Source organism: Mesorhizobium sp. P2_H9 (assembly GCF_056403215.1).
Map to the genome: position 1 here is coordinate 425,577 of NZ_JBFUFX010000009.1, position 15,294 is coordinate 440,870.

Genomic DNA, 15,294 nt, shown 5'->3' on the forward strand with positions numbered 1-15,294 from the left:
CGGAAGGGAACGGGAATGCTCAGGTCGCAGTAGCCTGAATTGTCGCTAAGTATCTGTTTTTGCTTATGTGTATTCTGGTGCGGAAAAATCCCAATCTGGCTGTGAGATGGGGAGTTCTGCGCACAAGGCGCAACAGGGCCAACCGATCGGATTGCCCTGGGAACACTATCGGCGTCGGCGATGGCGCGATCAGTCCAGCCGCATCAGGTTCCTGCCCTCGAGCTCGACAACAGCGGCTTCGACTTCCCGCGCGAGGCGCTCGGTGCTCCAGCCCAGCGCCCGCCCGGCGATCGCGGCAATCTCCTGCAGATCGCGGCTCGTCAGCGAACCGCCTATCGCCAAGGTGCTGCGACGCATGACGATGTCAGCCAGATGTTCGACGAATTCGTTGCGCGCGATGTAGTCGATTTCCGCCTTGCCATAGCCGTGGGAGTCCGGCAGGCGCCCCTCACCATTCGGCGCCCACTTGGCAATCCGCATTGCAGTGGTCCCGTAGCGCGACAGCAATTGGTCGAGGCGCCCTTCCGCTGCGCCCGTTGCCTGCTGTGCCTCAGCCAGCCAGTCTGCGCGCGCCGCGGCATTGGCCGGGAAATCTTTCCCGCCGCCGATCGGCATGGATTGCGTCGTCACCTTGCGGCTGCGCTGCAGGCGGCCGAGCACGGTGTCGGCGACTTCCTCGGCAAAACCGCGAAACGTCGTCCATTTGCCGCCGACCAGCGAAATGACCGCAAAGGACCTGTTGCCATCCGGCTCGGCAACCGGTGCCGAATGATCGCGGCTGATCAGTCCGGGCGTCGATGCCTCGGACGTCGGTAGCGGTCGGATGCCGCTATAGGCATAGACGATCTGGTCGCGTTCGAAAATCATGCCCGGTAGCAGTGTGCGCACGCTCTCGAGCAGATACTCGACTTCTTCGGGTTCGCAGCGCACCGCGTCCGGATTGTCGGCCTTGATGTCTGTCGAGCCGACCAGCGCCAGGCCGAGATAGTCGTAGACAAGGCAGATGCGGCCGTCATCGGCCTCGAAATAGAGCATGCGCCCGGCCAGGCTTTTGACCAGTTCGTCATGCTTCAGCAGGATATGCGAGCCCTTGGTGCCGCCGATCATTTTCGACGGCGCGCCAAGCAGTGCGTTGACGTCATCGATCCATGGACCGGCGGCGTTGACCACCAGCTTCGGCCGCACCGAAAAGGCACTGCCGTTTTCCGGCCGGAAGGCGAGCACGCCATTGGCTGAAGTGTCGAGTGCCGTGTAGTTCGCGCTGGCGGAAGCGGCATTGGCCTGCAACCCGTCGAGGATCAGTTCCAGCACCAGCCGTTCCGGGTGGCTGATCTTGGCGTCGTAATAGGTGCCGATGGCGACGATCGCCGGGTTGAGCGCCGGCATCTCGCCCAACGCCTGCCGCCGCCCGACCATGCGGTGGCGCGGCATGACCTGGTTTCGCGAACCGTAGAAATCATAGATCATCAAGCCGATCTTGATCAGGATGGCGCCGCGGCTGCGCGGCGCGCTGGTCGAGCCGAACAGCGTCCGCAGCGCCGCCAGCATGCCCTTGCTCCACGAGAAGATCGGGATGACGGTCGGCAGCGGGCTGACATAGTGCGGCGCGTTTTGCAGAAGCAGATTGCGTTCGAGCGTCGACTGCGCCACCAACCCGAACTCGCCGGTTTCGAGATATTTGAGACCGCCATGGATGAGCCGCGACGGCGCGGCACTGGTGCCCGAGCCGAAATCCGCCTTGTCGACGATCAGGCAGCTGACGCCTTGCGCACACAGGTCGCGAAACAGCCCTGCCCCGTTTATGCCGGCGCCAAGAATGACGACGTCGACCTCGCCGGTCGCAGCCATGGCGGCGAGACGCCCGGCGGGATTGTCCGCACCTGCTCCGTCGGCTGGGCTCATGGCGCCTTCGTCTTGACGATGCGCAGCTTCACGCCGGCCCGCTCGAGGCTCTGCGCCTGCGCGTCGCCCAAGCCTTCCGTCACCAGCACGGCGTCGAAACTGGTCAGATCGTCGAAGACATGCAGCGCGATCCGGTCGAACTTTGCATGGTCGACCAAAAGGATGCGCTTGACCGATGCGGCCATCATCGCCTGCTTCACCCGCACGACATTCGGATCCTGGATGAAAGCAGTGGTTCCGGTAATCGCCGAGGCCGAACAGATCAGCACATTGGCCCGCAGCTGCGCCACGGCGTTCTCGCAGACGATGCCGATATAGGCGTTGTAGGTGCCGTGATACTGGCCGCCGAGACAGATGAAATCGATATCGTCGACATTGATCATCAGCGCCGCCGTCGACACGCTGTTGGTGACGACCGTCAGCGGCTTGACGTCGAGCAGCAGCGTCGCGACCGCATTTGCCGTCGATGAATCGTCCAGCATCACCACCTGGCCAGCCTCGACATAATCCAGTGCTGCCCGTGCCAGCGCATCCTTCTCGGCCCTGTTGACCGTCACCCGGTAGCGGAAGGCGCTTTCGTAGAGACCGGACGGCTGGACCGTCACCGCACCGTGCAGCTTGCGCAGCACGCCCTGCTGCGCCAGCCGGTCGATGTGCCGGTGGATGGTCATGCGCGACACCCCGAAATGCTCGACCAGATCGTCGATGCGCACCTGACCGAGCTTGATCACATAGTCGGCGATCTCTTCGCGTCGTTCGTCGGCCTTGATCATGCGTTCCCTCCTGGCCGCGCCAGTCTTTCGATCGCGGGCCAATGCGACTTCATCTGCTCGGCGATGCGGCAGTAGAGCGAAAAACGCTCATTGAACACGGCACTGGAGGCCGGCGCTGGCTGATATGTCCGCTCCGTCATGCCGACCTGCCTTGCACCCTCTTGTGGCGTCTTGAACAAGCCGACCGCGGCACCAGCGCAAAGCGCGGCACCAAGTGCGGCGGCCTCATCGGTCGAGGTGACGGTGACCGGGGCGTTCAGCACGTCGGCAAATATCTGCACGAAGACCGGGTTGCGCGAACTGCCGCCGGTCAGGCGGATCTCGCTGACAGCAAAGCCATCGCGCAACGCTTCGACATGGGTACGATGATTGAAGGCGATGCCTTCCAGAACCGCCTTCAGCATATCGCCCCGATTGTGCCAGCCATGCAGGCCGACAAAGCTGCCGCTGGCGACATCGCCATAGGGAGAGCCGAACAGATAGGGGTGAAACAGGATGGTCGAAGGTTTTTTCAGCGCGGCGTCGATCTCTGCTGCCAGCAATTCGTGGATGGAGCCGCCATCTGTCCTGTCCTGCTCCGCGCGGCAGAACGTGTCGAGAAACCAGTCATAGTTGGCGGTCGAGGCCGGCGAGATCGCCATGTTGTTCCAGCGGCCTGCGTCGAGGGCGTTGCGGCAGAACCAGCGCCGGTCGACTCGCGGCTCTGACGACACGACTTCGTTGATGGAATAGGTGCCGGCGACGATGGCGAGCGTGCCCTCCTCATGGCCGCCCATGCCAAGGGCGGAGGCGGTCACGTCATGCAGGCCGCAGGCGACGGGCGTGCCCCTGGACAGGCCGGTCATTTCGGCAGCCTCGGCGGTGACCTGTCCAACGATGTCGGCCGAATGCGCCACCGGCGGCAGCGCATTGAAAAGATCGTCCAGGCCGAAGATGCGCATCGCTTCCGGCGCGAAGGCCTGCGTTCGGAAATCCGTGAAGGAGGTGCTGGCTTCCGTGCGGTCGGTGCCGATTGTGCCGGTCAGGCAAAAGCGCAGCCAGTCCTTGCAGGCAAGCACGTGGCCGATGCGCCCATAACGGTCAGGATCGTTCTGCTTGATCCATGCCAGCAGCGCCGAGGGCGCCGAGACATGCGGCGCCTGGCCGCTCAGCGCCAGCGCTTCGTCGAAAACCGAACCTTGAGACCATTTTTCGACGATCTCGCCCGCACGACTGTCGAGCGAAAGGATGCCGGGGCCTAGCGGCCGGCGGTCCTTGTCGAGCAGATACAGGCCGTCACCATGCGCGGTCGCCGCCACCGCCTTGATGTCGTCGGCCGGGCGGCCGCACAGCGCAATCGCCTCGCGGATGGCCTCGGCGGTCGCTTGCCAGAGACCGGCCATGTCGCGCTCCACCCAGCGCGCCTGCGGCATCGATTGCGGCACCCGCCGACGCGCTACGGAAAGCTGCGATCCGTCGGCATCGAAGATCACCGCCTTAGTGACGGTGAGGCCGTTGTCAATGCCGAGCAGGCAAGGCACGGTTAGCGCCCTCCCGGCGTCATGGATTTTTCGATGCAGCGGCTTCGCATGGATTTGACGACAACCAATGAGCGACGCGGTACAAGAATGGAATCGGCACCCATACCGGCCAAATGAACCATATAGCGATGTTAATTTAACGTCAATTGATGTTCAAAACAGCCTCATCGCCTCAGTGCGGTTGAACGGCCTGAACGCAAGTTGACCAACAAACCGCTGATTCAGTTGGATTTCTGTCGCCAGTAAAATGTCTCACCCAACCCGTTCATTCCAGGAGTTGCGTCGTGTACAAAGGTTCTGACCTGCTCATTGCCGCCCTTGAGAATGAGGGCGTCGATCGCATCTTCGGAATTCCAGGCGAAGAGAACCTCGACGTCGTCGAATCCATTCGCAAATCGTCGATCCAGCTCATCCTGACGCGCCATGAGCAGGCGGCAGCGTTCATGGCGGCGACCTATGGCAGGCTCACCGGCAGACCCGGCGTTTGCATCACCACGCTCGGGCCTGGTGCCCTGAACCTTACCACGGGTGCGGCCTATGCCCTGCTCGGAGCCATGCCGATGGTCATGATCACCGGGCAGAAAGGCATCCGGTCGTCGCGTCAGGCTCGTTTCCAGATTGTCGACATCGTCGCGGCGATGAAGCCGCTGACCAAGCATTCGCGCCAGATCATCTCGCCGAGGACGATCCCGGCCGTGGTTCGGGAAGCCTTCCGCATTGCCGAGGAGGAACGTCCGGGACCTGTGCACCTGGAACTTCCCGAAGACATCGCAGCCGAGGAGTGCGAAGAGGCGGCGCTGATCCCGCCGCACCCGGTCGAGCTTCCGCTGGCCAGCCCACTCGCGCTCGATCGCGCCGCGCAGATGATCATCAAGGCAAAGCGCCCGCTGGCCATGCTGGGGGCTGCCGCATCGCGACCGCGCTCGACCTCCGACCTCGCCCAGTTCGTGCTGCGGACAGGCATCCCCTATTTCACCACGCAGATGGGCAAGGGCACCGTGCCCGGCGGAACCGAGCTCTACATGGGCACGGCCGCACTCTCCGAGCGCGACTACGTGCATGAGGCGATAGAACAGGCCGACCTCATCATCACGATAGGCCACGATACGATCGAGAAGCCGCCCTTCATCATGGGCGCAAACGGGCCGAAGGTGATCCATGTCGGATATCAGCCGGCCAATGTCGAGCAGGTCTATTTTCCGCAGACCGAAGTCATCGGCGATATCGGCGCCTCGCTCAGGCTGCTCGCCGATCGCGTCGAAGGCAACATCCCCAACGCGCAAGCCTTGCTGCCGCTGCGCGAGGGCATCTTGAACCGGATTGCCGCCCGCGCCACCGAGGACCGCTTCACGCCGCAACGCCTGGTCCACGACGTGCGCGCGGTCATGCCGGCGGACGGCATTCTGGCGCTCGACAACGGCATGTACAAAATCTGGTTCGCGCGAAACTACCGTACCCGCGTCGCCAACACGCTGCTGCTGGACAATGCGCTCGCGACCATGGGCGCCGGCCTGCCGTCGGCGATGACGGCCGCCATGCTCTATCCCGGGCGCCGCGTCATGGCCGTCTGTGGCGACGGCGGCTTCATGATGAACAGCCAGGAGCTGGAAACCGCCGTCAGGCTCAAGCTCAACCTGGTCGTCCTGCTCATCGAGGACAACGCCTTCGGCATGATCCGCTGGAAGCAGGCGGTCGACCAGTTTCCCGATTTCGGCATGACATTCGGCAATCCCGACTTCGTCAGATATGCCGAGGCCTATGGCGCCAAGGGGACCAGGGTCGGCGCGATCGGAGAACTGCGATCCTCTCTGGAGAATGCCTTCGCCGGCGGCGGCGTGCATCTCGTCGTCGTCCCCATCGACTATTCGGAAAACAAGCGCGTTCTCGTCGATGAACTGAGCCAGCGGCTGCCGGCAGCGCCGGAGATTTGATGTCTCCACGCGCGAGCTTGGCTTTCTCCTGCCATGCCTCTATGTTGCGGTCGCAAATCGCACAATTGGTTTTGAAATGCCTCCCGATATCCCGGCTAGTGAATTGAAAAAATGAAGGAAAAGCATCTGGCGCCAGCCGGAGCGATTTTCCAAAACTCACGAAGCTATTCAGGGATATCGCAACCGGAACCGTTGCGGCCTTCAAAAACCAGGGGTTGGAAATTGAGCGATGCAATTGCGGACGTTTTGAACTGGCTCGAAAGCAGGGACGACATCCACAGCCTGAGGGCTGCGGTGTGCGATCTGAACGGCATCATGCGCGGCAAGCGCATCCCGGTCGAACAGGCCCGCAAGGCGCTGGAGGGCAAGCTGCGCATGCCTTTTTCGCTGATCGGGCTCGACGTCTGGGGCGAGGACATCGAAGGCAATGCGCTGGTTTTCTCGACCGGCGACGCCGATGGCCTTTGCCAATGGACGGGACGCGGCATCCTGCCTGTCAGTTGGACAGCACACCCGACCGCCCTGGTCCCGCTTTGGCTTGCCGACGAAACCGGCGCGCCGTTTCTGGGCGACCCGCGGCGGGCACTGGCCCGCATCCTCGATCGCTATGCAGCACTTGGCCTGACACCGGTCGCGGCAACGGAACTTGAATTCTATCTGGTCGACCCGCAATCGCAGCGGCCGGTCGGACCGGTGTCACCGGTGACCGGGCGCCGCCTCGATTCCGACGCAGCCCTTTCGATCGACGAGATCGACGACTTCGAAGCCTTCATCCACGACGTCTACGACGCCTGCCGCACGCAAGGCATTCCCGTCGACACCGCGATTGCCGAGAACGGCGTCGGCCAGTTCGAGATCAATCTGAACCATGTCGCCGATGCCTTGCGCGCCGCCGACGATGCGGTGCTGTTCAAGCGCACAGTCAAGGGCATTGCCCGCAAGCACGGCTTTGCCGCCTGCTTCATGGCCAAGCCCTATGGCGACCGTGCCGGTAACGGTTTTCATGTCCATTTCAGCCTGACCGATACTGACGGCCGCAATGTCTTCGACGATGGCAGCGACCAGGGTTCGGAGACAATGCGCCATGCGGTCGGTGGTCTGCTCGCCGCCATGGCCGAGAGCACGCTGGTATTTGCGCCGCACTTCAATTCCTACCGCCGACTGCGGCCGCGCTCCTATGCACCGACAGCGGTTGCCTGGGGTTATGAGAACCGCATGGTCGCCATCCGCATTCCCGGTGGACCGACGAGCGCACGCCGCATCGAGCATCGCGTGTCGGGAGCCGACGCCAATCCATACCTGGTGCTTGCGGCAATCCTCGGTGCGGCGCTGATCGGCATCGAGAGGCAGCTGTCGCCAGGCGATCCCGCCGGCAATGACGGGCAAGGACTTCCGCCGGCCAAGCTGCCGCCGGATTGGGCCTCGGCAATCGCCAGTTTCGAGAGCGGGCAGCATGTGGCGGAGATCTTCCCGGACATCCTGCGCGACTCCTTCATCGCCTGCAAACGCCAGGAGTTGAACACGTTCGCGCTCAATGTCAGCGACTTCGAGATCGAGACCTATCTCGAAAGCGTCTAGGTCACCTTCGCATCGAATAATCCAATCAACGGCAATCTGCCGCAAACTCAATCCGCTTGCCGGGTTTGTTTTGAAATCTCCTCGCTCATTTAATTCTACAAAATCGGTAGGCTTAATGCACATCGAATGCTTTGCGAGGAGCCCAAAATGTCGAAAAAGCTGGTGGTGGGGGTGTCGGGCAATTTGACCCGTCCGTCGAAAACCAAGGCATTCGTCAGCCACATCGTCGGCGCAGTGGCGCAAAACACCGGCGCGGCTTCGATCGTCTTCGACATCGAGGATCTCGGTCCTTCCTTCCCGCTGGCAAGGCGCCTTGCCGATCTCGATCCATCGGCCCGCAACGTCGTCGAGCAGTTGCTGGGCGCCGATATATTGGTCGTCGGCTCGCCCACCTTCAAAGGCAGCTATACCGGGCTTTTCAAGCATTTCTTCGACCTGCTCGATCCGTCATCGCTCAGGGGAAAGCCGATAATCCTCGCAGCGACCGGTGGCGGCGAGCGTCATTCGCTGATTGTCGAGCACCAGCTGCGGCCGCTGTTCGGCTTCTTCGAGGCGCTGACCTTGCCGACCGCGATCTACGCTTCCGACAAGGACTTCGCCAATGGCGTGCTGGTGTCCGAAGCCATCCATGCCCGCGCCCGGCAAGCGGTCGCCGAGGCAAGCCGGATCATTGGGGTGCCCGCCAGCGTCAGCGTTGCCGCCTGAAACGCGCCACCGGCCAACAATCCAGGATACCTTCCCGCACCGTCCAGAAGGAAAGCGCAATGACCAGACCCAGCAAGTCCCGACAGATCAAACTTGGCGCCTTCCTGCCTGGTGGCGGGCAGCATATTGCGGCATGGCGCCATCCCGACGCGCCGGCCGACGGCGCAACCAATTTTGAGTTCCACAAGCAGCTTGCGCTGACCGCCGAGCGCGGCCTGTTCGACGCCTATTTCCTGGCCGACAATCTGACGGTTGGCCTCGGCGCCCGCGAAGGCGGCAACGCCAAGATCGCCGGCTTCGAGCCGGTGACGCTGTTTGCGGCTTTGGCGCCGCTGACCACGCATCTGGGCTTCATCGCCACAGCGTCCACCACCTATGAAGAGCCCTATACGCTGGCGCGCAAATTCGCTTCGCTCGATCTGTTGTCCAACGGCCGCGCCGGCTGGAATGTCGTGACTTCGGCCGGCGACGAGACCGCCCAGAATTTCAACCGCGATGTCCAGCCCAACCATGCCGAGCGCTATGCAAGGGCGCATGAGCATGTCGACACGGTCAAGGCGCTGTGGGACAGCTGGGAGGACGACGCCTTCATCCGCGACAAGCAGTCTGGCCGCTTCTACGACAAGGACAAACTGCACGACGTCGACCATAAGGGCGCGCATTTCAGCGTCAAAGGTCCGCTCAACGTGCCGCGCCCCGTTCAGGGCCACCCGGTGGTGGTCCAGGCCGGGCAGTCCGAGGATGGACGCGGGCTCGCAGCGCACTCGGCCGAGGTCATCTTTACCGCCCACCAGAAACTCGAAACGGCGCAGGAGTTCTACCGCGACATCAAGGCGCGCGTGGCGGCCGTCGGCCGCGATCCCGACCAGGTGCTGATTATGCCCGGCGTGGCGCCCTTCGTTGGCCGCACAACTGAAGAGGCGCGAGAGAAGTACCAGCAGCTCAACGACCTCATCCTGCCGGAGGACGGCGTCGCTCTGCTCAACGGGCTCGCCGGCCAGACGCTCGACATCAGGGGTTATCCGCTCGACGGCCCGCTGCCGCCGAGCAAGGAAACCGAAGGCATGAAGAGCCGCCAGGCGCTGATCCGCCAGATCGCCGACGAGAACAACTTCACCATCCGCCAGCTCTACCAATGGGTAGCGACGGCGCGCGGCCACTACACCATCGTCGGCAGCGCCACTGAGGTGGCCGACCTGCTCGAGGAATGGTTCACCAGCGACGCCGCCGACGGCTTCAACATCCTGCCGCCCTGGCTTCCGGGCGCACTCGACGACTTCGTCGACCTGGTCATCCCCGAGCTGCAGCGCCGGGGCCTGTTCCGCACGGCTTACGAAGGCAGGACGCTGCGCGAAAACCTTGGCCTCAGGCGGCCGGAAAACCCGTGGACATCAGCCCGCTCGACCGTGCTGGCCGCCGAATAAATCCCCCGACGCGCCAACCAGCTTCCAGGGAAAGGGCAAGACGATGACTTTGCAGCACATTGAGCGGCCGATCACGATCGGCGCACGCCGCAGCGGAACAGGCGTAGACACTGACTTCCTGCGACCCAGCGGCCGGGCGGCCGTCCGTTTCCTGTCGCGCTACGGCGTTCTTCTAGGGTTCCTGGCGCTCTGGCAGGTGGCGAGCAGCGTCGGATGGGTCAATGCGGCGGTGCTGCCGCCTGTCGACATGATCGTTGCCGCCCTGTGGAAAGGGCTCGCCGGTGGCGTCTTGCTCGGCGACATCGCCATCAGCCTGCAGCGCGCCGGCATTGCCTTCGCCGCCGCCGTCGCGGTCGCCGTTCCGCTTGGCCTGTTCATGGGTCAGGTGCGCGCCGTCGAAACCGCGCTCGACCCGATCCTGCAGCTGTTCCGGCAGACCTCGGCGCTGGCGCTCTACCCGGTGTTCATCCTGCTGCTGGGACTGGGCGAAACCTCCAAGATCTTCGTCATCTTCTGGGCGACTTTGTTTCCGCTGCTGCTCAACACCACCAGCGGCGTCAAGGAGGTCGATCCAAAGCTGCTCGAAATGGCGCGCGTCTATGGCGCGACGCGCCTCACCGTGTTCCGCCGCGTCGTGCTGCCCGGTGCCATTCCCTCGATCTTCGTTGGATTGAGGCTGAGCGCAACCACCGCGCTCCTGCTGCTGATCGCGTCCGAGATGATCGGCGCCAACAAGGGCATCGGCTTCCAGGTGATGAACGCGCAATACAATTTCCAGATCCCGCTGATGTTCGCGGCGATCGTCATCCTCGCCGGCCTCGGCCTGATCGCCAACCAGGCGCTGGTTGTCCTGCAGCGGCGGCTGTGCCGCTGGAGCAATCCCGTCAACTGACCAACCCTCTCAATCTAGGCCTGCCCCTCCTCTCATCCCAGGAAAGATCCGACCATGAAAATCACGCGTCGTTCCCTGCTAGCCGGTGCACCGCTTGCCGCCGGCATCATCGCCGCCGGCCTGCCCCGCTTCGCCTTTGCCGAGGCCGCACCGGTCAAGTTCCGCTACCTCGCCAGCCGTGGCGGCATCTCCCCGCATGAGCTGGCCTACGAGCTCGGCTATTTCAAAGACCTTGGCATCGAGCTGGAGAATGTCGGCTATGCCGCAGGCGGCCCGGAATCGCTGTTTGCGCTTTCCTCCGGCAGCGTCGAGCTTGGTTCGGCCGCCACCGCCGCGGTGATCAACTCGATCTCCGGCGGCAACGACTTCGTCGCCGCCTATCCGAGCAACGGCATCAACAAAGACGTGAAAAGCGTCTTCTATGTGCTCGAAGACAGCCCGATCAAATCGATCGCCGACATCGCCGGCAAGACCATCTCGGTCAACACGCTCGGCGCCCATCTCGACTACACGGTGCGCGAGGCGCTGCACAGCGTCGGCCTGCCGCCGGATGCCGCCAACCTCGTCGTCGTGCCCGGGCCGCAACTCGAACAGACCTTGCGCTCGCGCCAGGTCGATATCGCAGGCCTCGGCTACTGGCAGGCGACATTCGCCGGCGCGCTGGTCGCCAATGGCGGCGTGCGCGGCGTGTTCAACGACACCGACGTGCTTGGCGAACTCGCCGGCGGCTTTGTCGTGCTGCGACGCGACTTCATCGCCGCCAACCCGGACGCCGCCCGCAACTTCGTTGAGCAGTCGGCACGCGCCTCCGACTGGTCGCGGCAGAATCCGGACGAAGCGCGCAAGGTGCTGGCCGACATCCTCAACAAGCGCGGCGAAAACGGCGATCTCGCCCGCTACTGGACCGGCTTTGGCTTGCGCGAAGGCGCGCAAGCCACCGACCGCGACATCGATTTCTGGGTCGCCATACTGGAACGTGACGGCCGCCTGGCCAAGGGCAAGCTGAAGGCCGCCGACATTCTGTACCGGCCCGGTGAAACCAAGACCAACTGAGAGCTGAGAAGGACTGGGAGCTGGAAATGACGGGCACCAACCGCGGCGGAGAGGTCTCGATCCGTGACCTCTCCAAATCCTTCACGCTGGGCGGGCGTCAGCTTGCCGTGCTGAGGACGCTCAGCCTCGACGTCCGCTCCGGTGAATGCCTGGTCATCGTCGGCGCCAGCGGCTCGGGCAAGACCACGCTGCTGCGCATTCTCGCCGGGCTGGAGGCCGCCGACAGCGGCGGCGTCGCCATCGACGGCAAGCCGGTCCACGGCGTCGGCGCCGAGCGCGCCGTGATCTTCCAGGAACCGCGCCTGCTGCCCTGGCTGACCGTGCTCGGCAATGTCGCCTTCGGCCTCGAAGTGCGCGGCGTGACCAAGGCTGACGCCGAGGAAAGAGCCCGCTTCTACATCGCGCTCGTCGGCCTCGCCGAATTCGCCGACGCTTGGCCGAGGCAGCTTTCCGGCGGCATGGCGCAGCGCGTCGGCATTGCCCGGGCGCTGACGGTGCAACCCGAAATCCTTTTGCTCGATGAACCGCTGGGGGCGCTCGACGCCATGACCAAGATCGGCATGCAGGAGGAACTGGCCCGCATCTGGAGCGAGGAGAACGTCACCATGGTCATGGTCACCCATGATCTGGAAGAGGCGATCTATCTCGCCGACCGGGTGCTGATCCTGCCCAAGGAGAAAGGCGGCGCGGCACGATTGATCGATGTCGACCTGCCCCGCCCGCGCGACCGCAGCGAAAGCCGGTTCGTGCGCTATCGCGAAGAGCTGCTGCGCGAGTTCGGCCTGCACTGACCGAGCAGACGAGCTAGACGATCGGCTTGCCGGCAATGGCCTGCCGCAACGCGTCGTTGATGCGATCCTGCCAGCCGGGCCCATCCTCCTGGAAATAATCCAGCACCGCCCGGTCTATCCTGATCGAAACGAGCTCCCTGACATTGGGCGCGACTGACGCTTCACGAACCGGCGCCGCCGGCTTCTTGATCGGCCTGAAGGCGGCTTCGGCGGCCTCCATCGGATTTGTCGATCGGCGCGGTGGATTTGCCATGGATTGACCCCGGGTGAAGACGACTTTGACGGTGCACGAATGCGCCACGATAACCCATGTGGCGCGAGATTGTCGTTCATTTCACCGGCAAAACCACAGAATTCACCTTCCGTGTGACATCAGCAACGTGCATTGCATCTTGCCGCAGACTCCGCGTTCTGATTCCCTGTGGCATGGCCACGAGCCTGATTCTGGCATCCCTTGCGACCAAGTTTTCGTGCGGGTGCCGGCAACGATTATGTCGACCACCGCTTTCCCAGGGAGAAACGGCAATGAACACCGCGACCAGGCCGGAAATCTCCGAGATGAGGCCGAAGATAACGGTTGTCGGCGTCGGCGGCGGCGGCGGCAACGCCATCAACAACATGATTTCCGAGGGCCTGCAGGGCGCGGAATTCATCGTCGCCAACACCGATGCCCAAGCGCTGACCATGTCGAAGGCATCGCGGCTGATCCAGTTGGGTGCTCACATCACCGAAGGTCTGGGTGCCGGGTCCCTGCCCGAGGTCGGCCGCGCCGCAGCCGTGGAATCGATCGACGAAATCATGGACCACCTGGCGGGAACGCATATGTGTTTCGTCACCGCCGGCATGGGCGGTGGGACCGGAACCGGTGCCGCGCCTGTCATCGCGCAGGCCGCGCGGGCAGCGGGGATTCTGACCGTAGCCGTCGTCACCAAGCCGTTTACCTTCGAAGGCAAACGCCGGATGCAATCGGCCGAAGAGGGCATCGAGCGGCTTCGCGAATGCGCCGATACGGTGATTGTCATCCCTAACCAGAACCTGTTCAGGATCGTCGATGCCAAGACCACATTCGCCGACGCTTTCGTCATGGCCGACCGCGTCCTCTATTCGGGCGTTGGCTGCATCACCGACCTCATCGTCAAGGAAGGCCTGATCAATCTCGATTTTGCCGATGTGAAGTCGGTGATGCGCGACATGGGCCGCGCCATGATGGGCACCGGCGAAGCCACGGGCGAAGGCCGCGCCAAGCGGGCTGCCGAAGCGGCGATCGCCAACCCGCTTCTCGATGAAGCCTCGATGATCGGCGCCAAGGGCGTGCTGGTCTCGATCTCGGGCGGCATGGACATGACATTGTTCGAGGTCGACGAGGCCGCCACTCGCATCCGCGAGGAAGTTGACGCCGACGCCGACATCATCGTCGGCGCCATATTCGACCGCGCACTGGCCGGCAAATTCAGGGTGTCGGTGGTCGCGACGGGATTGCGGCGCGCGGTTGAAATGCCGCTGCTGGCGGATCAGAAATTCGCGTGAACTGAACGACGCCACTCGACCATGGGCCTCGGCCCGGCATTCGCGGCTGCCGCTAGCGGCTGCGTTCACTATCCCGCCTTCTCGACTTCCTCGAGGTAGTAGATCTTGCTGGGTTGCAGATGGTCGACGCAAAGCTGGGCCAGAACCCAGTTGTCCTTCCGCTTCAGCGCTTCGATCATGAACCCGTGATGCTGGCGCGACACTTCCAGTTTCTCGCGGTCGGCCAGCGAATTGGCCCGAATCGGCAGGCTGAGCCGCATATAGTGGTCGATCGACGACACCAGATAGTCGTTGCCGCAGGCCGAGAAAATGGTCATGTGAAAGCGGTCATTGGCCTCGTGGATCCCTCGCAGATAGTGAGCGTCGACATGGGCGTTGTAGACCCGGTTGATCTCCACCAACTCGTCGATCAATGACTGGCTTGCCGGCAGCGGGATCATCAGCGCCGCCTGGCGCTGCAGCAGTTCGCGCACTTCGTAGATCTGCCGCACCTCGTCAGGGGTCAGCCGCCTTACCATCGCACCCTTGTTGCGCTCGCGGGTAACGACGCCGAGCTTTTCGAGCTGGTAGAGCGCCTGGCGAATGGTGTGGCGCGACACCGGAAACCGGGACAGCAGCACATCCTCGACCAGCCGCGCGCCGGGCTCAAGCTGGCCGAAGATGATGTCTTCTTCCAGCGCGCGCACGACATCGGCTTCCTTGCCGCCATAGTCTGCCACGTTGAGCATCATCACGTCCTCGCGCCGTCTCGGCCGGCCACTTTAGCCGCAGTGACGGGCATCCGGCAATTAATGATGATACTGGCCGTCCCTGATCAGACGGGCGCGTATTCGTTGGCCTCGAAAACGTGGTGATGCACGCGACCGGTGAACATCTTCAGCAGTTCACCGGTCACCTCCCGGCTTTGAAATCTTACGTCGGATTGAAGCGCCCGGTTGCAGGCGTCCATGTCGGGATAGCGAATGGCCAGCGCCATCGCGTAGGCGGGCGCACCTTCGTCGCGCGCCGTGCCGTCGAGAACGCGCACTTCCTCGGCGCCGGGAAACTGTGTCCACAGCGGCACCAGCCTGTCCCTGACGAAGCGCCGGAATTCGCCCTCTTGTCCGGGATGGATTTCACCTTCGAAGAGGGCGTAGCGAATGATCATGGCGAGGCTTTCCTGGCTTTGTGCGCTTGAGACGTCTGTTGCGGGCGCATC

Annotated in this window: 14 protein-coding genes; 8 read left to right on the forward strand and 6 right to left on the reverse strand. The window is 63.4% G+C overall.

The window, feature by feature from the left end; translation table 11 throughout:
* Nucleotides 1-189: 189 nt before the first annotated feature.
* The 3 genes from AC1DXN_RS19245 to AC1DXN_RS19255 are packed head-to-tail and all read right to left on the reverse strand — an operon-like array spanning nt 190 to nt 4,195.
* Nucleotides 190-1,902, reverse strand: coding sequence for a glycerol-3-phosphate dehydrogenase/oxidase (locus AC1DXN_RS19245; RefSeq protein ID WP_477275272.1), 1,713 nt, complete (start codon nt 1,900-1,902; stop codon nt 190-192).
* Nucleotides 1,899-2,675, reverse strand: a complete 777-nt coding sequence (locus tag AC1DXN_RS19250) for a DeoR/GlpR family DNA-binding transcription regulator (protein WP_477275274.1) — start codon at nt 2,673-2,675, stop codon at nt 1,899-1,901. Before AC1DXN_RS19250 ends, AC1DXN_RS19245 begins: the two co-directional genes overlap by 4 nt.
* Nucleotides 2,672-4,195, reverse strand: coding sequence for an FGGY-family carbohydrate kinase (locus AC1DXN_RS19255; protein WP_477275276.1), 1,524 nt, complete (start codon nt 4,193-4,195; stop codon nt 2,672-2,674). Before AC1DXN_RS19255 ends, AC1DXN_RS19250 begins: the two co-directional genes overlap by 4 nt.
* Nucleotides 4,196-4,479: 284 nt before the next feature.
* On the opposite strand from AC1DXN_RS19255, the gene AC1DXN_RS19260 reads away from it, so the two are divergent.
* The 7 genes from AC1DXN_RS19260 (at nt 4,480) to AC1DXN_RS19290 (ending at nt 12,569) form a co-directional block, all read left to right on the forward strand.
* Nucleotides 4,480-6,126 carry an acetolactate synthase large subunit gene (locus AC1DXN_RS19260; protein WP_477275278.1) on the forward strand — a complete coding sequence of 549 codons (1,647 nt, stop codon included), beginning with the start codon at nt 4,480-4,482 and terminating at the stop codon, nt 6,124-6,126.
* Between the two features lie 222 nt (nt 6,127-6,348).
* Entirely contained in the window at nt 6,349-7,704 is a 1,356-nt protein-coding gene (locus AC1DXN_RS19265; protein ID WP_477275280.1) for a glutamine synthetase family protein, read from the forward strand.
* Between the two features lie 147 nt (nt 7,705-7,851).
* Nucleotides 7,852-8,409: an FMN reductase gene (gene msuE, locus AC1DXN_RS19270; RefSeq protein WP_477275282.1), complete on the forward strand. Its 558-nt coding sequence runs from the start codon at nt 7,852-7,854 to the stop codon at nt 8,407-8,409.
* Nucleotides 8,410-8,468: 59 nt separating this feature from the next.
* Nucleotides 8,469-9,833, forward strand: a complete 1,365-nt coding sequence (locus tag AC1DXN_RS19275; RefSeq protein WP_477275284.1) for an LLM class flavin-dependent oxidoreductase — start codon at nt 8,469-8,471, stop codon at nt 9,831-9,833.
* Nucleotides 9,834-9,876: 43 nt separating this feature from the next.
* Nucleotides 9,877-10,725: an ABC transporter permease gene (locus AC1DXN_RS19280; protein WP_477275286.1), complete on the forward strand. Its 849-nt coding sequence runs from the start codon at nt 9,877-9,879 to the stop codon at nt 10,723-10,725.
* Between the two features lie 54 nt (nt 10,726-10,779).
* Nucleotides 10,780-11,778: an ABC transporter substrate-binding protein gene (locus AC1DXN_RS19285; protein ID WP_477275288.1), complete on the forward strand. Its 999-nt coding sequence runs from the start codon at nt 10,780-10,782 to the stop codon at nt 11,776-11,778.
* A gap of 26 nt (nt 11,779-11,804) precedes the next feature.
* On the forward strand, nt 11,805-12,569 hold the full coding sequence (locus AC1DXN_RS19290) for an ABC transporter ATP-binding protein (RefSeq protein ID WP_477275290.1): 765 nt from the start codon (nt 11,805-11,807) through the stop codon (nt 12,567-12,569).
* 13 nt (nt 12,570-12,582) lie between these two features.
* Here the strand turns inward: AC1DXN_RS19290 and AC1DXN_RS19295 are convergent, their stop codons facing one another.
* Nucleotides 12,583-12,822 carry a BrnA antitoxin family protein gene (locus tag AC1DXN_RS19295; RefSeq protein ID WP_477275292.1) on the reverse strand — a complete coding sequence of 80 codons (240 nt, stop codon included), beginning with the start codon at nt 12,820-12,822 and terminating at the stop codon, nt 12,583-12,585.
* Nucleotides 12,823-13,094: 272 nt separating this feature from the next.
* Here AC1DXN_RS19295 and ftsZ point away from each other — a divergent pair, with 272 nt between their 5' ends.
* The gene (gene ftsZ / locus AC1DXN_RS19300) at nt 13,095-14,096 is read left to right on the forward strand and encodes a cell division protein FtsZ (RefSeq protein WP_477244238.1); all 1,002 of its coding nucleotides are present in this window, start codon (nt 13,095-13,097) and stop codon (nt 14,094-14,096) included.
* Between the two features lie 68 nt (nt 14,097-14,164).
* Here ftsZ and AC1DXN_RS19305 read toward each other — a convergent pair whose 3' ends face one another.
* Nucleotides 14,165-14,824 carry a GntR family transcriptional regulator gene (locus tag AC1DXN_RS19305; protein ID WP_477275294.1) on the reverse strand — a complete coding sequence of 220 codons (660 nt, stop codon included), beginning with the start codon at nt 14,822-14,824 and terminating at the stop codon, nt 14,165-14,167.
* 86 nt (nt 14,825-14,910) lie between these two features.
* On the reverse strand, nt 14,911-15,243 hold the full coding sequence (locus AC1DXN_RS19310; RefSeq protein ID WP_477275296.1) for a hypothetical protein: 333 nt from the start codon (nt 15,241-15,243) through the stop codon (nt 14,911-14,913).
* Nucleotides 15,244-15,294 lie beyond the last annotated feature (51 nt).